The organism is Cohnella cholangitidis (assembly GCF_014107495.1).
GTDB lineage: Bacteria > Bacillota > Bacilli > Paenibacillales > Paenibacillaceae > Cohnella > Cohnella cholangitidis.
This window is the reverse complement of sequence record NZ_CP041969.1, coordinates 4454813-4475492: the sequence shown is the minus strand read 5'-3', so window position 1 is coordinate 4475492 and position 20680 is coordinate 4454813. Positions and strand designations below refer to the sequence as shown.

Annotated in this window: 20 protein-coding genes, 5 tRNA genes and 1 pseudogene; 5 read left to right on the top strand and 21 right to left on the bottom strand. The window is 51.4% G+C overall.

The genetic code is table 11. From position 1 onward, the window contains the following. Window positions 1–153: 153 nt before the first annotated feature. The 6 genes from FPL14_RS20640 to FPL14_RS20615 all read right to left on the bottom strand — a co-directional run bounded on the left by FPL14_RS20640 (window position 154) and on the right by FPL14_RS20615 (window position 3103). Window positions 154–1878, bottom strand: coding sequence for a hypothetical protein (locus FPL14_RS20640; protein WP_182299530.1), 1725 nt, complete (start codon window positions 1876–1878; stop codon window positions 154–156). Window positions 1879–2125: 247 nt separating this feature from the next. Then, window positions 2126–2211: transfer RNA gene (locus tag FPL14_RS20635), tRNA-Leu, on the bottom strand. 50 nt (window positions 2212–2261) lie between these two features. Continuing rightward, window positions 2262–2337, bottom strand: a tRNA-Lys gene (locus FPL14_RS20630). A gap of 3 nt (window positions 2338–2340) precedes the next feature. After that, window positions 2341–2415 (bottom strand) — tRNA-Glu (locus tag FPL14_RS20625). 520 nt (window positions 2416–2935) lie between these two features. Next, window positions 2936–3026: transfer RNA gene (locus tag FPL14_RS20620), tRNA-Ser, on the bottom strand. A 1-nt stretch (window position 3027) separates the two neighbouring features. Beyond that, a tRNA-Asn gene (locus FPL14_RS20615) sits at window positions 3028–3103 on the bottom strand. A 205-nt stretch (window positions 3104–3308) separates the two neighbouring features. Here FPL14_RS20615 and FPL14_RS20610 point away from each other — a divergent pair. Both FPL14_RS20610 and FPL14_RS20605 read left to right on the top strand, forming a co-directional pair. Next, on the top strand, window positions 3309–3839 hold the full coding sequence (locus FPL14_RS20610) for a TetR/AcrR family transcriptional regulator (RefSeq protein WP_182299529.1): 531 nt from the start codon (window positions 3309–3311) through the stop codon (window positions 3837–3839). A gap of 197 nt (window positions 3840–4036) precedes the next feature. Beyond that, window positions 4037–5473 carry an MFS transporter gene (locus FPL14_RS20605; RefSeq protein WP_182299528.1) on the top strand — a complete coding sequence of 479 codons (1437 nt, stop codon included), beginning with the start codon at window positions 4037–4039 and terminating at the stop codon, window positions 5471–5473. 25 nt (window positions 5474–5498) lie between these two features. Here FPL14_RS20605 and FPL14_RS20600 read toward each other — a convergent pair whose 3' ends face one another. Then, the gene (locus FPL14_RS20600; protein WP_182304086.1) at window positions 5499–5981 is read right to left on the bottom strand and encodes a SprT family protein; all 483 of its coding nucleotides are present in this window, start codon (window positions 5979–5981) and stop codon (window positions 5499–5501) included. A gap of 109 nt (window positions 5982–6090) precedes the next feature. On the opposite strand from FPL14_RS20600, the gene FPL14_RS20595 reads away from it, so the two are divergent. Together FPL14_RS20595 and cmpA are read left to right on the top strand one after the other, a co-directional pair. After that, window positions 6091–6447: a hydrolase/acyltransferase gene (locus FPL14_RS20595; RefSeq protein WP_182299527.1), complete on the top strand. Its 357-nt coding sequence runs from the start codon at window positions 6091–6093 to the stop codon at window positions 6445–6447. 89 nt (window positions 6448–6536) lie between these two features. Next, window positions 6537–6686 carry a cortex morphogenetic protein CmpA gene (cmpA, locus tag FPL14_RS20590; RefSeq protein ID WP_182299526.1) on the top strand — a complete coding sequence of 50 codons (150 nt, stop codon included), beginning with the start codon at window positions 6537–6539 and terminating at the stop codon, window positions 6684–6686. A gap of 66 nt (window positions 6687–6752) precedes the next feature. Here cmpA and FPL14_RS20585 read toward each other — a convergent pair whose 3' ends face one another. The 9 genes and pseudogenes from FPL14_RS20585 to FPL14_RS30590 all read right to left on the bottom strand — a co-directional run bounded on the left by FPL14_RS20585 (window position 6753) and on the right by FPL14_RS30590 (window position 15278). Continuing rightward, a complete protein-coding gene (locus FPL14_RS20585) occupies window positions 6753–7418 on the bottom strand; it encodes a nitroreductase family protein (protein WP_182299525.1) in 666 nt (221 codons plus the stop codon). 258 nt (window positions 7419–7676) lie between these two features. Further along, complete coding sequence (locus tag FPL14_RS20580) at window positions 7677–8159, bottom strand: RrF2 family transcriptional regulator (protein ID WP_182299524.1); 483 nt, start codon at window positions 8157–8159, stop codon at window positions 7677–7679. 122 nt (window positions 8160–8281) lie between these two features. Next, window positions 8282–10462: a Tex family protein gene (locus tag FPL14_RS20575; RefSeq protein ID WP_182299523.1), complete on the bottom strand. Its 2181-nt coding sequence runs from the start codon at window positions 10460–10462 to the stop codon at window positions 8282–8284. Between the two features lie 149 nt (window positions 10463–10611). Beyond that, window positions 10612–11846, bottom strand: a pseudogene (locus FPL14_RS20570) (aminopeptidase). A 135-nt stretch (window positions 11847–11981) separates the two neighbouring features. After that, the gene (locus tag FPL14_RS20565) at window positions 11982–12332 is read right to left on the bottom strand and encodes a type II toxin-antitoxin system PemK/MazF family toxin (RefSeq protein ID WP_182299522.1); all 351 of its coding nucleotides are present in this window, start codon (window positions 12330–12332) and stop codon (window positions 11982–11984) included. Between the two features lie 3 nt (window positions 12333–12335). Then, window positions 12336–12617 carry a CopG family ribbon-helix-helix protein gene (locus FPL14_RS20560; RefSeq protein ID WP_182299521.1) on the bottom strand — a complete coding sequence of 94 codons (282 nt, stop codon included), beginning with the start codon at window positions 12615–12617 and terminating at the stop codon, window positions 12336–12338. Between the two features lie 187 nt (window positions 12618–12804). After that, the gene (alr, locus tag FPL14_RS20555; RefSeq protein WP_182299520.1) at window positions 12805–13989 is read right to left on the bottom strand and encodes an alanine racemase; all 1185 of its coding nucleotides are present in this window, start codon (window positions 13987–13989) and stop codon (window positions 12805–12807) included. 150 nt (window positions 13990–14139) lie between these two features. Next, window positions 14140–14472: a hypothetical protein gene (locus tag FPL14_RS30595; protein ID WP_324617826.1), complete on the bottom strand. Its 333-nt coding sequence runs from the start codon at window positions 14470–14472 to the stop codon at window positions 14140–14142. A 74-nt stretch (window positions 14473–14546) separates the two neighbouring features. Further along, a complete protein-coding gene (locus tag FPL14_RS30590) occupies window positions 14547–15278 on the bottom strand; it encodes a LolA family protein (protein WP_324617825.1) in 732 nt (243 codons plus the stop codon). Window positions 15279–15487: 209 nt separating this feature from the next. Here FPL14_RS30590 and FPL14_RS20545 point away from each other — a divergent pair, with 209 nt between their 5' ends. Further along, window positions 15488–16027, top strand: coding sequence for a DUF1697 domain-containing protein (locus FPL14_RS20545; protein WP_182299519.1), 540 nt, complete (start codon window positions 15488–15490; stop codon window positions 16025–16027). A gap of 55 nt (window positions 16028–16082) precedes the next feature. Here the strand turns inward: FPL14_RS20545 and FPL14_RS20540 are convergent, their stop codons facing one another. From FPL14_RS20540 to FPL14_RS20520, 5 genes are all read right to left on the bottom strand, one after another. Beyond that, window positions 16083–16547, bottom strand: a complete 465-nt coding sequence (locus FPL14_RS20540; RefSeq protein WP_182299518.1) for a 2-thiouracil desulfurase family protein — start codon at window positions 16545–16547, stop codon at window positions 16083–16085. A gap of 118 nt (window positions 16548–16665) precedes the next feature. Next, on the bottom strand, window positions 16666–17874 hold the full coding sequence (locus FPL14_RS20535; RefSeq protein WP_182299517.1) for an MFS transporter: 1209 nt from the start codon (window positions 17872–17874) through the stop codon (window positions 16666–16668). A 13-nt stretch (window positions 17875–17887) separates the two neighbouring features. Continuing rightward, the gene (locus FPL14_RS20530) at window positions 17888–18340 is read right to left on the bottom strand and encodes a MarR family winged helix-turn-helix transcriptional regulator (RefSeq protein WP_182299516.1); all 453 of its coding nucleotides are present in this window, start codon (window positions 18338–18340) and stop codon (window positions 17888–17890) included. A 140-nt stretch (window positions 18341–18480) separates the two neighbouring features. Further along, the gene (locus FPL14_RS20525) at window positions 18481–19314 is read right to left on the bottom strand and encodes a VanW family protein (protein ID WP_182299515.1); all 834 of its coding nucleotides are present in this window, start codon (window positions 19312–19314) and stop codon (window positions 18481–18483) included. 70 nt (window positions 19315–19384) lie between these two features. After that, on the bottom strand, window positions 19385–20545 hold the full coding sequence (locus FPL14_RS20520; protein WP_182299514.1) for a pyridoxal phosphate-dependent aminotransferase: 1161 nt from the start codon (window positions 20543–20545) through the stop codon (window positions 19385–19387). Between the last annotated feature and the right edge of the window lie 135 nt (window positions 20546–20680).

Below are 20680 nucleotides of genomic sequence, written 5' to 3'. Positions count from 1 at the left end.
TATGAATCTTTTCAAAATTACAGAAAAAATTAAACGGCCTCAGTCCCATGGAATTCAGGACGAAGGCCGCTTAGCTGATTTTTATTTATAGTACTGTCTACTTAACGGGGAGCACTTCAATCGATGGTGGCCCTATACGTTGTTATAGATGCATTACTGGATTCGCAGTGTATACCACTCTACAAGATCTGTAGTTTGTGAATAATACCAAGTTAGGTTCCCGTTCTGTACAAGCGGCATCATGTTACCCGGGGACGGCACGCCCGGCAACTTCTTCGGCTTCTGAATAATGGAGCCGGATCCGTCAATAACTGCATACACCACAGTTGGTTCGCCGGCTTCCGTTAACTCCTCCCACATAACAACAAACTTGTTATCGCTTAGCTTGACGAGGTGAGTCTGGTTTTTGATCCGCACGCTCGACTTCGTCGTATAATTCGTCAGCCATATCGTCTTCACATCGGAGGATTGCTGTGCATTCTTCGGCACGACGCTTAAGAACACGTTTTTGGTTCCCTTGGTGCCGCTGTCGGCGCCTACAATCAAATCATTCAAGCTGGCTACTTCAAGTCCGCCTAAATTTGCGCCCGTATAGTTGTCGCCTAATTTTCCGGGGAACGTTATTAAATCGACGGTCTGCTCGATGCCGCCATTAGACTCAACCTGCAGGACGATCGACCTCGGCCAGGCATCACCGTGATCTACATACACTATTCGGTTCCCGTCGAAACGAACGTAGGTTGCAAAGGAATGACTGACATGGTTCATCGGTTGCTCCAATACGGTCATTGTCTTCGTATCAATCAGGAAGCTGATATTCGATTGGTGGCGAAGTCCGTCATCAGTAAGATACCTCAGGCGCCCGGAATGGATGATCAGCTTATCGTTATAGCTGTCCATCGTCACGTTGCTTGCATGGAATGGCTCGGATACATACACATCGGTAATGTCGACCTGTGCGATCTTCTTCCAAGAATTGTCGTATTTCACAACCCGGTATACGACTTTACGGTCGGAATCCTCCCGATTATTCTGACCGTAGATTACATAGTAGTTTCCGTCTTGGCTTTGATGAAAACCGCCGAATAGAGGTAGTTCCATCGGAACTTTCTTCTGGCCTAGCTCCTTATAGTCGGATGAGAACGAATGAATGATAAGCTGTGATCTCGTCTCGGATGCCTCGAGTACTTGGAGTTGTCCGCCGCTTATATATAAGAATCGTTTAGAAGGGCTAAACCAATTGGAATAGTTATAATCAACGCTTGACCGCTCCAGCGTATTCCCTGCAACTAAAGTCGTTGAAAGTTCACCATAGGTATGGATTCGAATGCTGTTATCGTAGGTTCGGGTTGATACCGGCAGCTTGAATATTGTACATAGATCGCGCAGCTTGTAGTAGGTGCTACCCTTAATCGTATAGGCTGTGGCGGTTGCAGCTTGACCATCCAATAACAAGCCGGCATCCGACGGTTTCGCATTCTGTAAGCTCTCCGAGTTAGTTTTCTTTAGTTCGCCACCAACCGGCTTGTAGGCTTTCCCTGAAAGCAAATTCATTTTCTTTTTCGCGCTGTCATACCCGACGGCGAATTCCTTATCTGTCCCTTGCAACGTTTTGGCAAAATCGCGAAGCTTCACATAGAGGTCGTCGTTAATGTCGCAATAGTGATCTGTGGCATTAACCTTTTTGCAGATGCTGATGGTATAGAGGTCAGACTGCATCTCTTGACCGTTCACATAGACTGTAGATGTGGCAGGCATCGCCTTCGTTTGTGTGGTTGCGGCAACTGCAGCTTGAGGTGCGGTAATCCCAATGGGGGCTGCGACAGCCATGCTTGCCATTATAGAAAGACTTAATAGAATGCGGATTCCTGTATTCATAATACCTTCCCTTCATTCAATAATATCCCATCCGTCCATCATAAGGGGGATTTTGGAAGGTGTAAACCAGCAGTAATGAAATGGCCTTTCGAGATCGTGCATATGATATTTTTGTACTTGGTTCCCGCATACTAACAGGTCTCAGATTAGCTATTTTGAGCATTTCTCCCGCCCTCGCCTTCACTGATTCGGTAAAAACACAAACAAAAAATCCCTTACGTATCAAGGGATTTCAGCTTCTTAAGTATGGTGCGGTCGAGAGGACTCGAACCTCCACGGTATTGCTACCGCCAGCCCCTCAAGCTGGTGCGTCTGCCATTCCGCCACGACCGCATATGATGAAACGTCGTCCGATTCGGCGTAAGCCTTTCGGAACAAATAAATGGTGAGCCATGTAGGACTCGAACCTACGACACCCTGATTAAAAGTCAGGTGCTCTACCAACTGAGCTAATGGCTCGCATGGTGACCCCTAGGGGATTCGAACCCCTGTTACCTCCGTGAAAGGGAGGTGTCTTAACCGCTTGACCAAGGGGCCATTCCAGTGAGAGATGAGTGCTTTTTACCGCTACCCGTTTCAGACGACAAATATGATTATATCCGAATCGATTGCTCAGTGCAAGCATTTTTTCGAACAATTTTCACGAAAGTTTTATTCCAAATGTTGGGTTGGAAAATCGATCATTTCGTTCTTTTTACTTCGATCGGTCTACCCATTCTGAACCATAACGGTATGCCATCACCTTAATCTACACCAATTTGCGCCTTCCCCCACCTTTAACGCCTTGGCATCACCTTATTTGTAGCTCCAATACCCGATACTCTGTAATCCGTAGCAAATAAGTTTATGCCCTCACCTTATTCTGCACATATTCACACATACCTCACCCTTAACGCCTTGCCAACACCTTATTTTTAGAATCCCCCAGCATTGCCGGCATAATTCCAAAAAGTCCGTTGGTTAGGGCGGGGACTTTTCGATCCATTGGCAGAAAATCAAAAAGAGTCCATCAGCACGAGGCCGATGAACTCCTTCAAGTCGTCTTATTGAATACACATGGCGGGGAGAGAGGGATTCGAACCCTCGCACGCATGACACGTCTACTCCCTTAGCAGAGGAGCCCCTTATAGCCACTTGGGTATCTCCCCATGGCTCCCCGAACAGGACTCGAACCTGTGACAACTCGATTAACAGTCGAGTGCTCTACCAACTGAGCTATCAGGGAAAGTTTCAAAAGCGACAAGTAATAATTTATCATGGTTCGATCGGTAAGTCAAGCAATTGCGGAAAGTTTTTTTAACCTTTTTCTGAAGCCAATTTCCGCGCAATGATATATGAAGAATATGGGAAAACGGCATTGACATCGCGTGGATTTAAATGTTATTTATTGATTAATAAATCAAATCGACGAAAAAGGAGCCGATGCCGAAGTGAGCCCCAAAGAGGAAGTCGCAGCAAGCCGAAAAGACCAGATCATCAATAGCGCAGCAGCCTTGTTCGCCTCTCAGGGTTACTATAAAACAACGACCGCGCATGTCGCGGAAGACGTTGGAGTTACCCAGCCCTATGTGTTCCATTTTTTCAAATCCAAAGAACAGCTTTATCTAGCCGTATTGGATCGGGCATTCACGAGAATGATGAACGCCTTCTTCTCCATAGAGGCCCCTCCCGAAGAGCTGAGCATCCAAATGGGCAGAGCGTTCAACGTATTGCTGGAGTCCCACCGGAACGAGATGCTGCTCCTCATGCAAAGTTTCACGACGCCGGAACCGTCGATTCGGGACTTCGTCAAGGATAAGTATTCGGAAATCTACGATCGTATTCTGACACGGTTTCAAAATGCCAACGTTCCCAACCCGTCATGGGCTGCAAGCACCTTTATCTCATGCGGCTTGATCGTAACTTTGTCGGAAGTACTGGAACTGCCTAAGCTTTCCCCTTGGTTCAACGACCTCGATTAACCGAGGTTTTTTCTAAGGCTTGTATTTATTTATCAATAAATCAAAAATTATTCGTCTCGTATTCATGGAATTCGATATCGGGAATTCAACTTATTCAAATCAATATCGCTCCCTGTCTGGTTTTCAATAATCAGCAACTTACACGACTTTCATTTATTTATCAATAAATAAGATTAATCGAAAAGGAGAGATTTAACATGTTTCCCCCCGCACGCGTACGTTTGCTGTTCGTTACCTGTATCGCCTTGTTCATGGCCATGCTCGATAATCTGGTGCTCGGAGTCGCGCTCCCTTCTATCCAGGAGGATCTGGGCGCTACCCTTTCCGATCTGGAATGGTTTATGAACGCCTACACCCTTGCTTTCGCGGTTCTGCTCATCCCATTCAGCGTATTAGGCGACACGATAGGAAGGAAGAAGGTGTTCTTAGGCGGCGTCGTCCTCTTCACGCTCGGCTCTCTGTTCTCGGGTCTTAGCGAAACCTCCATACAATTGATCCTATCGCGAGCCCTGCAAGGCGTAGGAGGAGCCGCAATCGTCCCCCTCAGCTTGACGTTGGTAAACAACGCGTTTCCTCGCGAGAAGAGAGCTGCAGCCATCGGCCTTTGGTCGGGAATATCCGGCTTGGGCCTTAGCGTAGGGCCGCTTGTCGGGGGCTTGATCATGGAAGGCGCTCCGTGGCAAGTTATTTTCTATGTAAATGTTCCCGTCGGGCTTCTCGCTTTCGCGCTCGGGCTAAAATGGCTTGAGGAGTCGCGCGGGGTTCGCAAACCGTTCGATCCGATCGGCGTGCTTCTGCTCACATCCGGATTGTTCGGAATTATCTTCGGCTTGGAAAGAGGAAATTCGGAAGGTTGGGGTACTCCTATCGTATACGGCTCAATGGCGCTGGGAGGCGTGTTGCTCGTTCTCTTTTATTTGTGGGAGAAAACCCGCAAAACTCCGTTCTTGCGATTCGAACTGTTCCGCAACAAAGCCTATACCTTCTACACGTTCGCAGGCTTCTGGATGAACGCGGGCGTATTCGGGGCTATCTTCCTGCTCACCTTGTTCCTGCAGCAAGCGCAAGGGAATACGCCGCTTGGAGCCGGAGTCCGGGAGATGGCTTGGACGACGATGACGATGATCGCCGCGCCGTTGGCCGGTCTTGCCATCAGCCGATTGGGCAACAGGACCGTACTGCTGTTCGGACTTTTGTTCCAAGCCGTCGCCCTTGCTTGGTTCGCTTATGTCATCCGATCGCAAGGCTTCGACTTCCCTTTCATCTACATTCTTGGACCGATGATGCTGGCGGGAACCGGAATGGGGCTCAGCTTCACTCCGCTCTCCCACGGCCTCATCTCTTCGGCACCGGAAGACGCGGCAGGAGAAGCAAGCGGCATGGGTAACGCTACCCGCGAGCTGGGCGGAGTGTTCGGCATCGCGATCAGCGGATTGATCTTTCAATCCGGCGCGGATATTCGCTCTCCTCAGGACTTCGCCGACCATATCGTTCCAAGCCTTGAAGTCGGCGCGCTGATGATGGCTATCGCGTTCCTTGGCATCGCTTTGTTCGTAAGAAATACAACGCGCCAAAAGGAACCTGCAGCTTCTCAACAGCAAAAGCAAACCGCTCCGGCAAGCACTAAGATCTAAACGATTCGGTTCGGGTCCGCTGCTCCTAACCGCCTACCGTCGGCTCGGCCTGCTGCACCTGCAGCAGCTTGAGCCGGCCCCTGCAACGGCCGCACGCGTACTTACGCGGGTCCGTACGCCGTTTGCGCGGATAGTTCATGCCGCAGCTATTGCACACGAGCAAATACTTAACGGGAAGCCTTCTGGATGCCCCCGGCAGCGGTCGGCAATGCCGAGTCGCGCCGACTTCGGCGAGCAATTGCTTAAAGTCCGCGTCCCTGTGCTGGAATCCTTTGCCTTGCAGATGCAAATGATAATGGCAAAGCTCGTGTTTAATAATCGCTTCCGTCTCATCTACTCCGTGCACGGCCAATTGATGAGGGTTGATTTCTATATTATGGCTCTTCGTGAAATAACGGCCGCCCGTTGCCCGCAATCGCGAATTGAAGGAGGCACGGTGCAGGAACGGCCTGCCGAAGTAGGCAAGGGACACGCGTTCGATCCATTGTTGCAGCTCATGGTCGTTCAATTTCATTCCTCCTTGCTCCCGTCGAACGGATCTGCTTGACCTACTTGAATTGTAGACTCGGATTGGGCTACACTGTCAAGTAGAAATGGTTGAGAGGAGACCGCATCATATGCCTGAAATGTCCTACGTTCTATTCCAGCAGGAAGACGGCCAGCTCCAGTTCGTGGAGATGCCCGCTTCGCACGCTTACCAATTAAGCGCATTGAACTTACGCCTTCATAAAGAATTGTCCAAGCTAACGGCCGACAACGTGCCTCAGCTTCCTAAAGCGATCGCCGAGTTTCGCGCGTTGGATCTGCTTGACGAGAATCGCTCGGCCATCGGCGGCTTGACGTACGTGAACGAGCTGGAGCAGACGTTCTCCTCTATTCGGGAAGGCTCGTATCCATTGATCTCGTTGTTAACCGAAATCCGCGCGCTTCAAGCCCAATTAGAGCAATGGTACGAAGATGAGGATATGCTGTAGGCGCCAATCCTGCCTCGGACCTGCACGGTCATCCGCCTAACCCCATATGCTATTCATACAGCATGTGATAGGGGAGGAGGACGATTTCGATGCCTCAATGGCTATGCAATCAGCTAATGTCGGCATTCCAGAAAAAAGATCGCCGGCAAATTCGTCTATTGAACGATTGCTGGTTTTATTACCGCGCCAAACCCGATAAAGCCAAAGATTCCAAAGATACTCTGGGGATCAACCCTTAAATTTAAAAGAAAAAGGAGCTTTCCCCCCGCCGTTGTAGGCTGGATAAGAAGCTCCTTTTTTGCTGTTTAAAGCGTGAATTCATTCCATCTGACTACTTCGTCAACCGTCAACCTAACCGAAGGATGGCCTTCTTTGGCCGCTTTGCCGATCGCGATCAGCATAATCGGAATATACCGCTCGCCGATTCCGAACGCCTCAACGAACTTCGCCGCGTCGTAGCCGCCCATAGGCACCGTATCGTAGCCTCTCGCTTTGGCCGACAGCATCAGTTGCATGGATACGAGGCCGCCGTCCGTATAAATAATTTTGCGCGCGACATCCGGCGGCAAGGAGGAGTACATTTGCGTCGTTCTGGAGATAAATGCGTCCTTAGTCGCTTCGGGCATATACCCCGCTTCGTAAGCCCGGTTGTAAATCTTGTCCACGAGCTTGTAGCTCTCCAGATCGCCTAGCACCGCAATGACCGCGGAAGCTTCTACAACCTGCTGTTGATTGAAAGCGATGGGAAGCAACTTATCCTTGAGCTCTTGGGAATCGATGACCAGAAACCGCCAAGGCTGAACGTTGGAAGAGGAGGGAGCGCGTAGAGCTTCCGTCAGCAGCTCCGTCATATCTTCCTTGGAAATTTTGAAAGTCGAATCGTAATTCCTTACCGAGCGACGGCCTTTAACGACATCGGAAAAGGAAGCGTTGGACGTCACATGCGTTGTTGTTGTTGTTGTTGTTGACATTGTTTATTCCTCCATTTCGAATTGTAAAACTGAGGCAAAATAACCACAGTTAAGAAAAAAATAATCCTCTCAGCGCTATTGCGTATCTCCAGCCGACTCCGTCACTCTTGTCATAAGATTCCCGATTTAGATCTGTGTTAGTTTCAACACAGTTACTATCAAAAAAATTCGTCTATCGTAGCTGCAGAGTAAACTGGAGACTCTAATCGGTTTAACTGTTACGTATATTGCACAGTATAAAACCGCGACCAACAAATGTCAACTGCTCAAATTCCCGATTTCATCCGTCTTTTTTCCCTGGCAATGGTGGACTCTTTCGGCAATTTGTCCGACGGAATACCTGCCAAGCACATCAAGAATCGAACGGTCCATCTCTTTGGTCAGCCCGCAAAATATCGCGTTCATTTCTTGGCCGAATGCATGCGTGCCGGTCGTTTCTTTGATTCCCATCGATACGGGATCGCTTACTTGAAGCACGGAGTATACTTCCGCTAACGTGATCGTATAGGGGTCTTTTTTCAACAAATATCCGCCGTCCCGTCCTTCCCGGGTTTCCAGAATGCCGCCTTTCGCGAGCGTTGCCAGAATACGGCGCAGCAAAGTCGCTTCGGACTGCAAATGCACCGCCAGCTCCGCGCTTGGGCAAGTTTGAATGCCGTCTCTGGATAAAATGACAAGCGCTTGGAGCGCTAATCCGAACCATTTGGGATGATGGAATCCGACGCATTTTTCCGGCTTCATTTTATCGCCTCCGATTGCTTGAATTGTATCGAAATCCGCGCGCCGGAACAAGAGGGAAAATAAACTTATCCTCGGCAAAACGAAGCCCGAGACGGAACATTGTCCGCTCAGGCCCCATGAATTTAAGGTTGTCGCATAGTCAGGCTTACTCGGCCTTTTTTCAAATCGGAACCGAGTACCCATACCGTAACCGTATCGCCGACGGCGACGACCTCGGTAGGATGCTTAACGAATTTATTGCTGAGTTGGGAAATGTGCACGAGTCCGTCGTTCTTGATGCCGATATCGACGAAAGCGCCAAAGTCGACCACGTTCCGTACCGTTCCTTTCAGCTCCATCCCCGGCTTCAAATCCTCGATATCCAACACGTCCGTGTGGAAAATCGGAGGCGGAAGCTCGTCGCGGGGATCCCGTCCCGGACGTTGCAAGCTGTCCACGATGTCGCGAAGAGTCGGGATACCGACATCCAGCCTTGCCGATACTTCCTCTAAAGGAATCTCGTTCAACTTTTCATTCAACGCTTCGGTTCCGATATCCGTTAATTTCAACCCGAGGTCTTTGAACAGCTTGCCTACCACGTCGTACGATTCGGGGTGGATAGGAGTCCGGTCCAACGGATTCTTGCCATCGGTGATGCGGAGGAATCCCGCGCATTGTTCATAGGTTTTGGCGCCGAGCCGCGGCACCTTCTGAATCTGCGAACGTTCGGTGAATTTGCCCTTCTCCTCGCGAAGCTTCACGATATTCCGGGCCATCGTGGCATTGATGCCGGACACGTAAGACAGCAGCGATGGAGAAGCCGTATTCACGTCTACTCCGACATGGTTAACCGCGGATTCTACGACACCCGATAAGCTCTCGTCCAATCTCTTCTGCGTGACGTCATGCTGATATTGACCTACGCCGATTGCTTTCGGTTCGATCTTCACGAGCTCCGCCAGCGGGTCCTGCAACCGGCGAGCGATCGATACCGCGCTCCGCTCCGATACGTCGAGATCGGGGAATTCCTCCGCCGCCAGCATGGATGCGGAATATACGCTCGCTCCGGCCTCGTTGACGATCAAATATTGCAGGTTGCGTTCGGGCATGGCGTGGATAATCCCGACGACGAACTGCTCGGTCTCCCGCGAGCCCGTACCGTTGCCGATTACGATTAGTTGAATGCCGTACTGATTGATTAAACGGCGGAAAACGACTTCGGCTTCGGCTTTCTTATTGTGCGGAGGAGTCGGGTAGGTGACGGCGACTTCCATTAGCTTGCCCGTATCGTCCACGACGGCCAGCTTGCAGCCCGTCCGATAAGCGGGGTCCACTCCGAGCACGACCCGCCCTTTGACGGGCGGCTGAAGCAGTAGGTTGCGCAAGTTTTCCGAAAAGATGCCGATCGCGTGCTCCTCCGCGCGTTCCGTCAATTCCCCGCGAAGCTCGCGCTCGATCGATGGGGATATAAGACGTTTATAAGCATCCTCCGCCGCAGCCGCGAGCGTATCGCGCGCGACGGACTGCCCTTTTAACGTTCTGCGGTTTAGTTCTTCTACGATCCTCTCGGTCGGGACGTCGATAGACACGGACAAGACTTCCTCGCGCTCGCCGCGGTTTATGGCCAATACCCGATGGGGAGGTAACCGCTTCACGGGTTCGGAGTATTTGTAGTACATCTCGTATACGGATTCAGCTTCCGCGTCTTTGGCTTTGCTTAGCAACAGCCCTTGGTCCCATGTAAATTTACGGACCCAGCGGCGAATATCCGCGTCGTCCGCGATTCCTTCGGCTACGATATCCGATGCGCCCTGAATGGCGTCCTCGGGCGTAGCAACCCCTTTGTCCGCATCGACGTATTTGGCTGCCTCGCCAAGCAAATCTCCTTGCCTAGGCTGCGAGAGCAGCCACAGCGCCAACGGTTCGAGCCCGCGTTCCTTGGCAACGCTCGCGCGGGTTTTCCGCTTCTGGCGATAAGGTCTGTAGAGATCTTCCACTTCTTGAAGCTTCGTCGATTTCTCGATGGCTGCCTGGAGTTCCGGCGTCAGCTTGCCTTGCTCTTCGATCAGCCGGATAACCTCGCCTTTGCGATCCTCCAGCCCTTTCAAGTAATTGCGACGATCATCGATGGCGCGAAGCTGTACCTCGTCCAGCTCGCCGGTCATCTCTTTGCGATATCTCGCGATAAAAGGTATGGTGTTCCCGTCGTCCAAAAGCGCCGCAACGGTCTTAACTTGGCCTAAGCCTAGCGATAATTCGCCCGCTATCTGCTTCAACATACGCTCTTGCGCGGCCGCTACAGCAGCCTCATTGCCAACGCTCATCGATAAGTGCCTCCCACTGCTATTTTGCATCCTATTATTATGTATTTCTTGTCGAGCTTAAGCAAGCTTTTCGGCGGCGACAAATTAAACGCCTCTCCGGCGCGAAAGCGAAGGAGAGGCGCAGGAGAGGCGCTTTTCACTATATCCGTTTAGATCGCCCAATTGCCTTTGCGGAAGATCGGTACGACCGTTCCGTCGGCTTGCACTCCGTCGATGTCCATGTCCGCGGATCCGATCATGAAATCGACGTGCATAATGCTGGAGTTAACGCCGTTGCTGGCCAGTTCTTCCGGCGACATCCGTTTGCCGCCTTCAACGTTGAAGGCGTAACCGCTGCCGATGGCAAAATGGTTCGAAGCATTCTCGTCGAATAACGTGTTGAAGAAGAGCACGTTCGATTGCGAGATCGGAGATTCGTGCGGCACTAACGCGACTTCGCCCAAGTAGTGCGAGCCCTCGTCCGTATCGACCAATTGTTGCAAAAACTCCTGCCCTTTCTCCGCTTCGGCCCGGACGATCCGGCCGTTCTCGAAAGTAAGCTTGAAACCGTCAATGATGTTGCCTCCGTGGCTAAGCGGCTTCGTGCTCGATACGTAACCGTTAACGCCCGTCTTCTCCGGCACGGTAAACACTTCTTCCGTCGGCATATTGGCCATGAAAGGAATATCGTTCGCGTTCGTGCTGCTCGCTGCGACCCACAGATGCTTCTCCGGCAGATCGACCGTAAGCTCAGTGCCCGGAGCACTGTAACGCAGCGTGCGGAAGTGCTTCTCGTTCAGGATATCGCTCTTCCGATGCAGCGTCGCGTTATGCTCTTCCCAAGCTTTGACCGGATCCGCCGCGTTCAGGCGAACCGACTTGAAGATCGCTTCCCACAACCGATCCACCGCATGCTGCTCGGAATCGCTGTTCGGGAATACTTTAAGCGCCCAGTCCTTCGTAGAAGCGGCAACGACGGTCCAGCTTACTTTGTCCGCCTGAATCGCTCTTCTGAACTCCGCGAGCCCTTGGCCCGATGCCTTCTGGTAATTGCCGATGCGCTGCGGATCGATCCCCTTCAACAAATCCGGGTTTGGCGAGATGATGGAGATGAACGCCGCGCCGCTCTCAACGAACGCGTTTTTTTGGCCGTCTCCCATGCCGGGAAACGAGTAAACACGTCGTCCGCCGCTTTCTCGTACTTCAAACGGGACAACGCCTCGTCAACCCAATCCACATGCACGTTGCTTGCCCCGGCTTCGTATGCTTTTCCCGCTACTAAGCGAACTAGAGAAGCCATTTCGACCGAACCCGTAACGAATACTTCTTGGCCTTCTTGCACGTTAACGCCTACTCTGACGATGAGTTCCGCATATTTTTCGAGCCGTTCGTTTAATGTCGTCATTTCCTAATCCTCTCCAATCTCCTTATTCTAAGTGAAAGTTCAAAAAGACAGATTTTCAGCACCAAGAAGGTTGGCAACCTCATTAAGTCACAAAAACGACAGGCAACCGCATCCGCAGCCCCTGTCTTTGTATGTTCAAAAATCGATTAAACCTACGCTGATCTGCAAAGCTTCATCCACTTTGCGCATCGTTTCATCGTCCAAATGCGTAATTTTGTCCGTCAACCGCTGTTTGTCGATCGTCCGGATTTGTTCCAGCAGGATAACCGAATCCCGCTCCATGCCATGAGTTTTCGCTTCGATTTCGACGTGGGTTGGCAACTTCGCTTTCTGGATTTGCGCCGTTATGGCCGCTACGATGACCGTCGGACTGAATCGGTTGCCGATATCGTTCTGGATAATCAGAACCGGGCGCACTCCGCCCTGCTCCGAACCGACGACCGGCGACAAATCCGCATAGAAAACATCCCCGCGTTTGACAATCAAAGTTTACACCCCGCTCACAAGGCGACCGAGTATGTTTTCCGCATCCTCTTCGGCGTGAAACGCTTCAGAGGCCATATGCAGATTGATTTTAGCCATTTCCAAATACCCGCGCTGCATCGCGTCGCGAATTAACCGCTTCTTGCGATCCACCAGGTAATGCTTCATGGCCTGGCGAATAATCTCGCTGCGATTCGTATTTTCCTTGGCGACGACGAAATCGACTTCGCGCAGCAAATGATCCGGAAGACTGATCATAATGCGTTTCGTATTGTGTAAATTGGCCACCGAACGGACACCCCCAAAGATTTTCCAACAAGCACCCTATTTCCCAGTATGCATGAGTTAGCTTAGAAATATACGATTTCGCGGTCATTCCGCTCACCGCCGAACGCGGAGAGCTAGTCGTAATAGTTACAATTCGATAGCGTCTCTAACAATCCTGCTTCCGCAGGCAAGAAAGGTTTTTCCAATTTTATCCTAGCAAAGGATTGACGACCGAGAGGATCTCGTTGCCGCTGCGATAAACGCGCGGTACGCGGGCAGCCAGCATGCAGATCAGCTCGTAATTAATCGTGCCCAGCTTAGCCGCGACCTCTTCCGCCGAGAGGATGGCATCCCCTTGACGACCGATGATCACGACCTCTTCTCCGGGTTCGATTGCGGTTCCTCCGGACGCGGCGTCATTCAACCGAATCATGCATTGATCCATGCAAATCGTCCCTAGCACGGGAACCCTCTGTCCGCGGACAAGCACTTCCGCTTTACCGCTCAGCATCCGGCTGAAGCCGTCCGCATAACCGATCGGAAGGGTACCGATAACTTCCTCGCCCTGCGTGAAGTATCTCGTGCCGTAACTGATTCCCTCTCCTGCCGGCAAGCGCTTGGTATGCACGATGGAAGTTTTCAACGACAGCACCGGCTCAAGCCGCACCGCGCCGAAATTCACTTCATCGCTTGGATATAGACCGTACATGCTGATGCCGAGCCGCAGCATATGGCCTACGTTCTCGGGCAAATCGATTCCCGCGGCGCTATTGCCGCTATGAATGATCGAAATCGGCAGTCCGGAACGCCGCACGTAGTCGACTACGCCAGCGAACCGCTCTACCTGAAGATGAGTATAAGCTTTATCTTCTTCATCCGCGCGGGCATAATGGGTGAACAGCCCCTCTACTTCCAATTGCGGCAGCGAGAAAGCCCTCTCCATAAACCGCTCGGCTTGCGGTCCGGGGAGCAAACCGAGTCTGCCCATGCCGGAATCGATCTTAATATGCGCCTTCAGTTTTTTACCGTCGGTGGACAATGGAAGGCTCTCCACCTCGTCTAACATTCGATCGCGATATAAAGTAACGGTAATTCCTTGTTCCCTAGCGAGAAGATAACCTTCCGGAGGCGTATATCCCAACACCAGAATAGGAGCGTCGATTCCCGAGGCCCGCAATTGCAACGCCTCATCCAGGAACGCGACACCCAAGTAATCGGCGCCGGACGCCACCGCTCTTCTCGCAATCTCTACCGCCCCATGCCCATAGGCATTTGCCTTGACGGACGCCAACAATTTGGTGCCAACGGCTAAACGTTCGCGGAATGCCCCGATGTTACGGTCAAGGGCGTCTAGGGAAATCTCGGCCACGGTCGGCCGGTAATAACAGTCCACGGACCGTTCACCTACCCTGCTGCAAAAGCTACAATAAAGTAATGTTACCGGGAGGAAGGGGTACTGTCAACGATATTCAAGCAGGCAACCTTTTCCTATCGGGAGCGGAACAGGGCCGATCGGGAGGCGATCGACCCTGTCCGGCCTGCTTTATTTGCCCGAGGATTGCTCCATCGATTGCGCGACGCGAATCATGTCTTCCTGCGGTAAATCCTGCGTGCTCAGGCGGTATTCTACGCCGTCGTAACTCCAGGTCAACGTGCTCGTTTCGCCTTCCGTCAGGTGTCCGAGAGTAAAGCCCAGATCCAACGCGATCCCGTTGCTGGACGTTGCTGCTCTATCCTTAGCGACCATTTCCACGATCGTGAAGTCATAGCTTCCCGTGTAGCGAAGCATGACGCCCTGCGAATCTCCGAGCTGCAGGTCGCTCTGATCCTGCAATTCGACGCCGGCAGGCAAAGCATCCACATCCGGTTCGATCACCGTCAGGTTAACCGGTTCGGATGACGTTTCCGTGCCTTCTTGATCAGGCTGCGCGGAAGTTTCATCGTCCGGCGTTACGGTAGCCTCCGGAGAAGATCCGGCATCCGGCGAACCCGATGCATCGGGACTAGCGCTTCCCTCATTCGTATCGGAAGGCTTGGCGTTCGGCGCGGCCCCATGTTCTTATCCATATCGAACGCGGATTTATCGAATTTCTTATCGAAGTTGAAAGAATCGAAGACGACCTCGACCATCTTGTTCCCGTTCGCATCGGAAACTTCCACCAGCTTAGGCGAATAATCTTTTTGGTTGAGCCAGATCTTCTGCCGCGCGAATGAACCGTTCTGATAATTGCCGGCCATCACGTCGAACACGTAGTTGTCCTTATCCGTCGTGAACTGCCTTGAGTTGTCCAGAAGAATGCTCTGCGCGAGCGTCTGGAACAAGTACACCTGGCCTTGATTGTCCGGCCAATCGCTCTGGAACCGATAGCTCTTGTTAAGCTGCGGGGTGAGCACGAACACCCCTTCTTCATTGCGAAGGACGATTTGCGTGATGTCCCTTTTGGCGTTGGTTAAGGAAATCCGATACAGATCCGGCTTCTGATACCACACCTCGACCTTGTACTCAAGCGGCTGCTGTCCTGTATGTAATCTCATCGTACCGCTGCCTTCATAACTCTCCATCTTGCTAACGACTTTGTCCAGGTCCTTCACGATCGAATCCGCATTTTTGCTCCCGCAACCGGCCAAGAAGATGACCGATACAAGGGCAATAGCGGTGATCCATGAAATCCGACGACGCATGCGATCCACCCCTCTGCACATTAATAATTCCATGGTTCATGTCTATGAGGGGACTTGACCAATTATGCAGACTAGCATGACAAGCATGACGAGCCCGCGAAAAAAGGCTGAGGGACGACCCTGTAAAATGGAAAATCGGTTAATCACGTTATATACTCAACTATCAGAGACTAGTTTGGGCGGTTATATTTTAGAGGGGGAAACACAAGGTGACGATCTACATAGCGTTGATCAGAGGAATTAACGTAGGAGGCAAAAACAAAGTGCCGATGGCCGAGCTGCGGAGCGCTTACGAAGCTTTAGGCCTTAATCGCGTGCAAACCTATATCCAAAGCGGCAACGTGCTCTTCGAGTCGGAGGAAAGCGCGGATGCGCTGCGTCCCAAGCTGGAGCAAGCGATCGTGGACAAATTCGGCATCGAGGCGACCGTAGCGATAAGATCAGCCCGGGAATGGGAACGGATCATCGCCGATTGCCCTTACGGAAAAGAGCCTTTATTGGAAGGCGAGAACATTCAAGTTACCGTATTGACCGAGCCCCCTGCTCCGAAAGCACTTGAAGCAATGGAAGGAAGCAAGGGCGGCATCGACGAGTTCTACGTCCGCGGGCTGGAAATATACAGCTTGTTCCGGCAAAGCATTCTCGATTCCAAGCTGGCCAAGAGCCTCGTTAAGCTAGGGACTACGGCAACCTCCCGCAACATGAACACGATGAACAAATTAGCCGAGCTGGCTAAGAAAATGGCGTAAGCAAAGAGTCTGCCCGTGTTGCCGCCAGGCAGACTCTTTGCGTTCAATCCCTTATTCAGACTTCCAACCGTTCCAGTTCCCGTTCGATCTCGTCCAGTTGGTCCTCTCCGAACACCTTGATCCCATGCAAGCGCAACAACTCCGCCGTCGTCCCCTCGCCGGGTACTTTCCTGTCCGCGAAAGACCCGTCGTAGATGAACAAGCTGCCGCAGGACGGACTGTCCTGCTTCAAAATGGCTACCTCTACTTGATGCTCTTGCGCTAATTTCAACGTCGCTTGAGCGCCCCTCTCGAACGGTTCCGTGACGTCGGCGCCCGCACCGGTCACTACGCGGTTTCCTTGTCTCTGTGCGTCCGGGCGCGGAGTCGGCAAACCTCCGACCACCTCGGGGCAAATATGCACGAAGCGGCCTTCTTCGTACCATTTCAGGAAACGCGGGTCCAAGCAGGGAACATCCCCATTGTCGTATCTTACTTTATGGCCTAACAAGCAAGCGCTAACCAATACTTTTCGAGCCACAAGATCTCCTCCGTTATAGTCATCTCGATGAGACTTCTATAAGGGTATTCTTCATGTGATTCATAATCCCTTTAATTCCTATGCGAATTATATAAATTAATATCATTTATTGCCCTCATTAAGACATTGCCGTCTTCTTCATCGCTCTTAAGCGAACTTGAACGAACGCGAATACCACGAGAAACAGCACCATAAAACCCGCCGCAAAGCGATACATAACCGCGTAGTCGGATACGGCCGAGATTGCTCCCAGAATAAATGCGCCTGCGGCGACCCCTAAGTCCGTAGAGTTGTAAAACATGCTATTGGCCATGCCGTATTGAGCTTGCGTCGATGAACGAAGCATCCATGCTTGAAGGGTCGGTTGAATCGCGCCGAAGCCGAGTCCGTACAATAGTGCGGATAGGACAAGCATCGGCATCGCCGTCGCATAGGAAAGAAGGGTCAAGCTCGCAATAACGCATAGCACCGCAGGAATAAGAACCGCGGCATGCCCTCTTCTGTCGAACACTTTACCGGAAATCGGCCGAATGATAATGATCGTAATCGCGTTGAACAAGAAAAAGAGGCCTACCTGCTCAAGGTGGACCGACTCCCCGAACAAAGCGATGAAGCTCAGCAATCCCCCATAGGTAACCGCGAGCAGAACGTTTAGCAAAGCCGGAAATAACAATTTCTTATTAAACGGCGGTTTAGATGGGGAACCTGTATTCGAACCGGCATTGCTAGCGAAACTTGGCCGCGGGCTTGGCGGAATGGCCCGGGACAGCATCAGAATCGGGAACGACAACAGAATCGTGATCGTCCCTATCAGAGCCAGCGTACCGAATCCCGATTGCTTCATGACGTTAAGGCCGATCATCGGTCCGATCGACATCGCAAGGCTGGTGGACAAGCCAAAATAACCGATACCTTCCCCCATCCTTCTGCTCGGAATGATCTGCGACACCAATGTCGGAACAATCGTGCTCGACATTCCGAATCCGATGCCGTAGCCGACGCGCATCAGCAGCAGCGAACCGATCGAATCGGCAAGCACGTAGATGCCGGTTATGATGGCCGCTATTCCAAGTCCGACGTACAGGAGCACGTTGCGATGAATTTTTCTCATTAACATAGCGGTCAGGAATCGGGTCGCTATCGCGGTCAACGCGAAAATGCTCGTGACCAAGCTTACCATCATGTCCCCGACATGGAATTCGTCTTTCACGTAAGCCGGGAATGACGACAGCAGCATTTGCAAATTCAGGAAAAGCAATAAAGAGCTTATCGTTAACGCAAGAAAGGATTTCGTCCATAGTCTAGGCTGTTGATCTGGTTGCGGCACGGTTAATCGTCTCCTACTCTTTGTCTGTAATCTCGTTGACGTGAATGCTGATCGTCATCATTAGCTTCAGCAGCGTTTCGTATTCCTCTTCCGCTATGCATTTTTTAATTTCCGCGTTCACCCGCTTCTCGATCGGGATCGTCTCTTGAATGAGGTTCTTCCCTTTGCTCGTCATGTAGACTCTGAAGGAGCGACGGTCGCTTTCGCCGATCTTCTTGTAGACAAGCTCCTTCTGCTCCAAGTGATCGAGTATTCTCGTCGTCGTCGGCCTGTCTTTGCCGGAGCGTTCCGCGATTTCCTTCTGAATTAAGCCGTCGGCTTGATCGACTTGATAAAGAACCGACCATTGCTCCGGGGTGATGTCGAACTCCTTTAATCCGCTTTGAAACAGCGCCGACAATTTACGGTAAGTATTGCCCATTAGGAATCCTAACGAGCGATTCAAATCGTACGGATTCGTCTTCATGCCGACCCTCCTCTCTAATTCTCTTCGTAAACTAGTTGTTATGACAATTATATTAATCGCAACTATTTTTGTAAACCCGTGAAAACAGAAAACCACCCCGCAAAACTGTAGCGGAATGGTTGTACGGCTTAAAAAATCGGTTATGGATTAGCTATGTAAAAGGGCTTGTACATCTCTTTTTTTACGTAGTTTTGCCGATCCGCGAGCTTCTCCCCGCTAACTTTGCGCTCCGTTCTCACGATCCAACCTTTGCGATAGGGGCGACGATTCCCGTCTGAATCGCGATCTGAGCCGGCGTCTTCAGGATGCAATTCCCGTACGACCTCCGTCGCGATCGAGACTGTGCAAGTCAACGGTTTAGTAGAGATAAGACGGCAGCTTAGCATGAGATCTTCACGAAATTCGGTCTCGATTCGGATATCGGCGCCATGAGTGTTCTTGAATTTCAAATCCTTCCTGCCGTACGCGTAAGTAGCGTCCAAACCAAGCCCGATAAAACGTTCTTCCCCCCATAGATCGGTACTGTGGTTGTGCTTTTCTAAGATCGCCAGATTAGCCTGCAGCGCCGCATTGAAAAGCAAAGTGCTGATCAGGCATGCTCCGCCGCCGGCGACGTATTCGATCCGGCCCCGTACGAACATCGGCCCCCGGCGGAAACCTTGCTCTTCCGTAGTGCCCATGAAATATCTCCTTAGCGAGAAAACTTCCCCAGATCGAACGGTGACTTGGTTAACGAGGTCGCAGCCAAGCCCCATATTATGAAATCGGCTATGGTTAATTTCCTTCAAGTCATCGCGCCATTTCATTTGAATGTTTATTTCCGACAATAGGCATTCGTTCCGGGCCGTCTGCCCTTCCGCTTTCCGCAACTTAGAGAAACGGAAATACCATCCGCGCATCACGCTGCGCGCGTCGTCAAGAAGCAGCCTGGCTCCGAGGTATTTAATTAAAGGCTTTGCACGATTTTCGGACATAAAGGGTAACCTCCTAACGGAAAGAGCGGATAAGACTTTGCGATAATGCGGGTTTGGCGAGAAGTAACGGCTATTCTGCGAAAAATGCCGCCAACCGATCGATTCCTTCCTTGTACTTACTCGAGGAGAAGGAAAGTCTAAGGCATTCGGGCATTCCGAAGTCCGATCCCGGTACCGTCGCCACCAACGTCGATTGAATAATTCGGGTTGCCAGTTCCAAACTCGTAACGATCCCGCGACGTTCCATGTACGGGGAACAATCCAACACCAAATAAAAACCGCCATAAGAAGGGATAACGGTCACGTCTGGCACCGCTTCGAACCGTTCGACCGTGTAATCGCGACGTTCCCTGTACAGTTCGGCTAGCTTTTCCACTTCTTCGGGAAGATCCAGGGCGGCAGCCGCCCCGTATTGCACGACGGGATCAACCGTCAGCATCGTATGATGCTGGATGACCGTTAACGGCTCGATCAGATTCTCGGGCACGATACAGTATCCGACTCGACGAGCGTACATGCGATACCCTTTGGAGAACGCGTTCGTCGTAATGAAGACGGACCGGGTCTTGCCAAGCTGCACGGAAGAGAACGATTCCGTATCGAAGCGCATGTTCGCATAGATTTCGTCATGGATGATAACGGCTTGTCCGTTCACGACGGCGTCCATCTCCAGCATCTCGTCGCGGGAAACGATGTTGCCGAGCGGGTTGCCCGGCGAATTGACGACGACGACGCGCGTACGCGGCGTAACGTTATCCCGGAATGATTGCATGTCCACCTTCATCGTATTCGGGTCGATACGGTAGTATCGAATCTTGGCGCCCGTCAACAAAGCGGAAAACCGATATAACGAATAGTAGGGGGAAGGGAGCAGTACCTCATCCTCTCGATTGAGCAGCAAATGAAACAAATTACGGAAAATAGAGCTCGTTCCGGCGCCGATAACAAAACGTCTTGAAGGAATTTCTACGCCATACCGATCCCGATAGTGCGCGGATAGCTTTTCTTTAAGCTCCGGCAGTCCCGCAGGAAACACTTGCGAGCTTAAACGGAAGTCCAGCAAAGCCTCCTCCATCGTCGATAAAATGCGCGGATGAAGCGGCAGCTCGGACTTTCCGAGCGTCATGCGAATGACATCCTTGCCATCCCGTTCCAGATCGTGCGCGATTTGATCGAGCACGAACATCAGGAATCGTTGTTCGTAGAAATCGATATCCGTCCTCAACTCCATCCGTTGCCCCCCCCTGACTAGAATGAGATTTTTTTAATAATGGTCTATGAAACTAACGAATGGGTTTTACAAAAAGTTACAAAGATTCCGGATTGAACGCAAAAAAAAAGCCCCGGTTTGTTAGCAAACCGGGAC

What these genes read in the sequence shown, in the direction of transcription:
- FPL14_RS20595 (WP_182299527.1), top strand. Translation starts at nt 6,091, where the DNA reads ATGCCTGAAATGTCCTACGTTCTATTCCAGCAGGAAGACGGCCAGCTC.
- FPL14_RS20520 (WP_182299514.1), bottom strand. Translation starts at nt 20,545, where the DNA reads ATGGAGTTGAGGACGGATATCGATTTCTACGAACAACGATTCCTGATG.
- FPL14_RS20585 (WP_182299525.1), bottom strand. Translation starts at nt 7,418, where the DNA reads ATGTCAACAACAACAACAACAACAACGCATGTGACGTCCAACGCTTCC.
- FPL14_RS20525 (WP_182299515.1), bottom strand. Translation starts at nt 19,314, where the DNA reads ATGTCCGAAAATCGTGCAAAGCCTTTAATTAAATACCTCGGAGCCAGG.
- FPL14_RS20580 (WP_182299524.1), bottom strand. Translation starts at nt 8,159, where the DNA reads ATGAAGCCGGAAAAATGCGTCGGATTCCATCATCCCAAATGGTTCGGA.
- FPL14_RS20640 (WP_182299530.1), bottom strand. Translation starts at nt 1,878, where the DNA reads ATGAATACAGGAATCCGCATTCTATTAAGTCTTTCTATAATGGCAAGC.
- FPL14_RS20605 (WP_182299528.1), top strand. Translation starts at nt 4,037, where the DNA reads ATGTTTCCCCCCGCACGCGTACGTTTGCTGTTCGTTACCTGTATCGCC.
- FPL14_RS20575 (WP_182299523.1), bottom strand. Translation starts at nt 10,462, where the DNA reads ATGAGCGTTGGCAATGAGGCTGCTGTAGCGGCCGCGCAAGAGCGTATG.
- cmpA (WP_182299526.1), top strand. Translation starts at nt 6,537, where the DNA reads ATGCCTCAATGGCTATGCAATCAGCTAATGTCGGCATTCCAGAAAAAA.
- FPL14_RS30590 (WP_324617825.1), bottom strand. Translation starts at nt 15,278, where the DNA reads ATGCGTCGTCGGATTTCATGGATCACCGCTATTGCCCTTGTATCGGTC.
- FPL14_RS20530 (WP_182299516.1), bottom strand. Translation starts at nt 18,340, where the DNA reads ATGAAGACGAATCCGTACGATTTGAATCGCTCGTTAGGATTCCTAATG.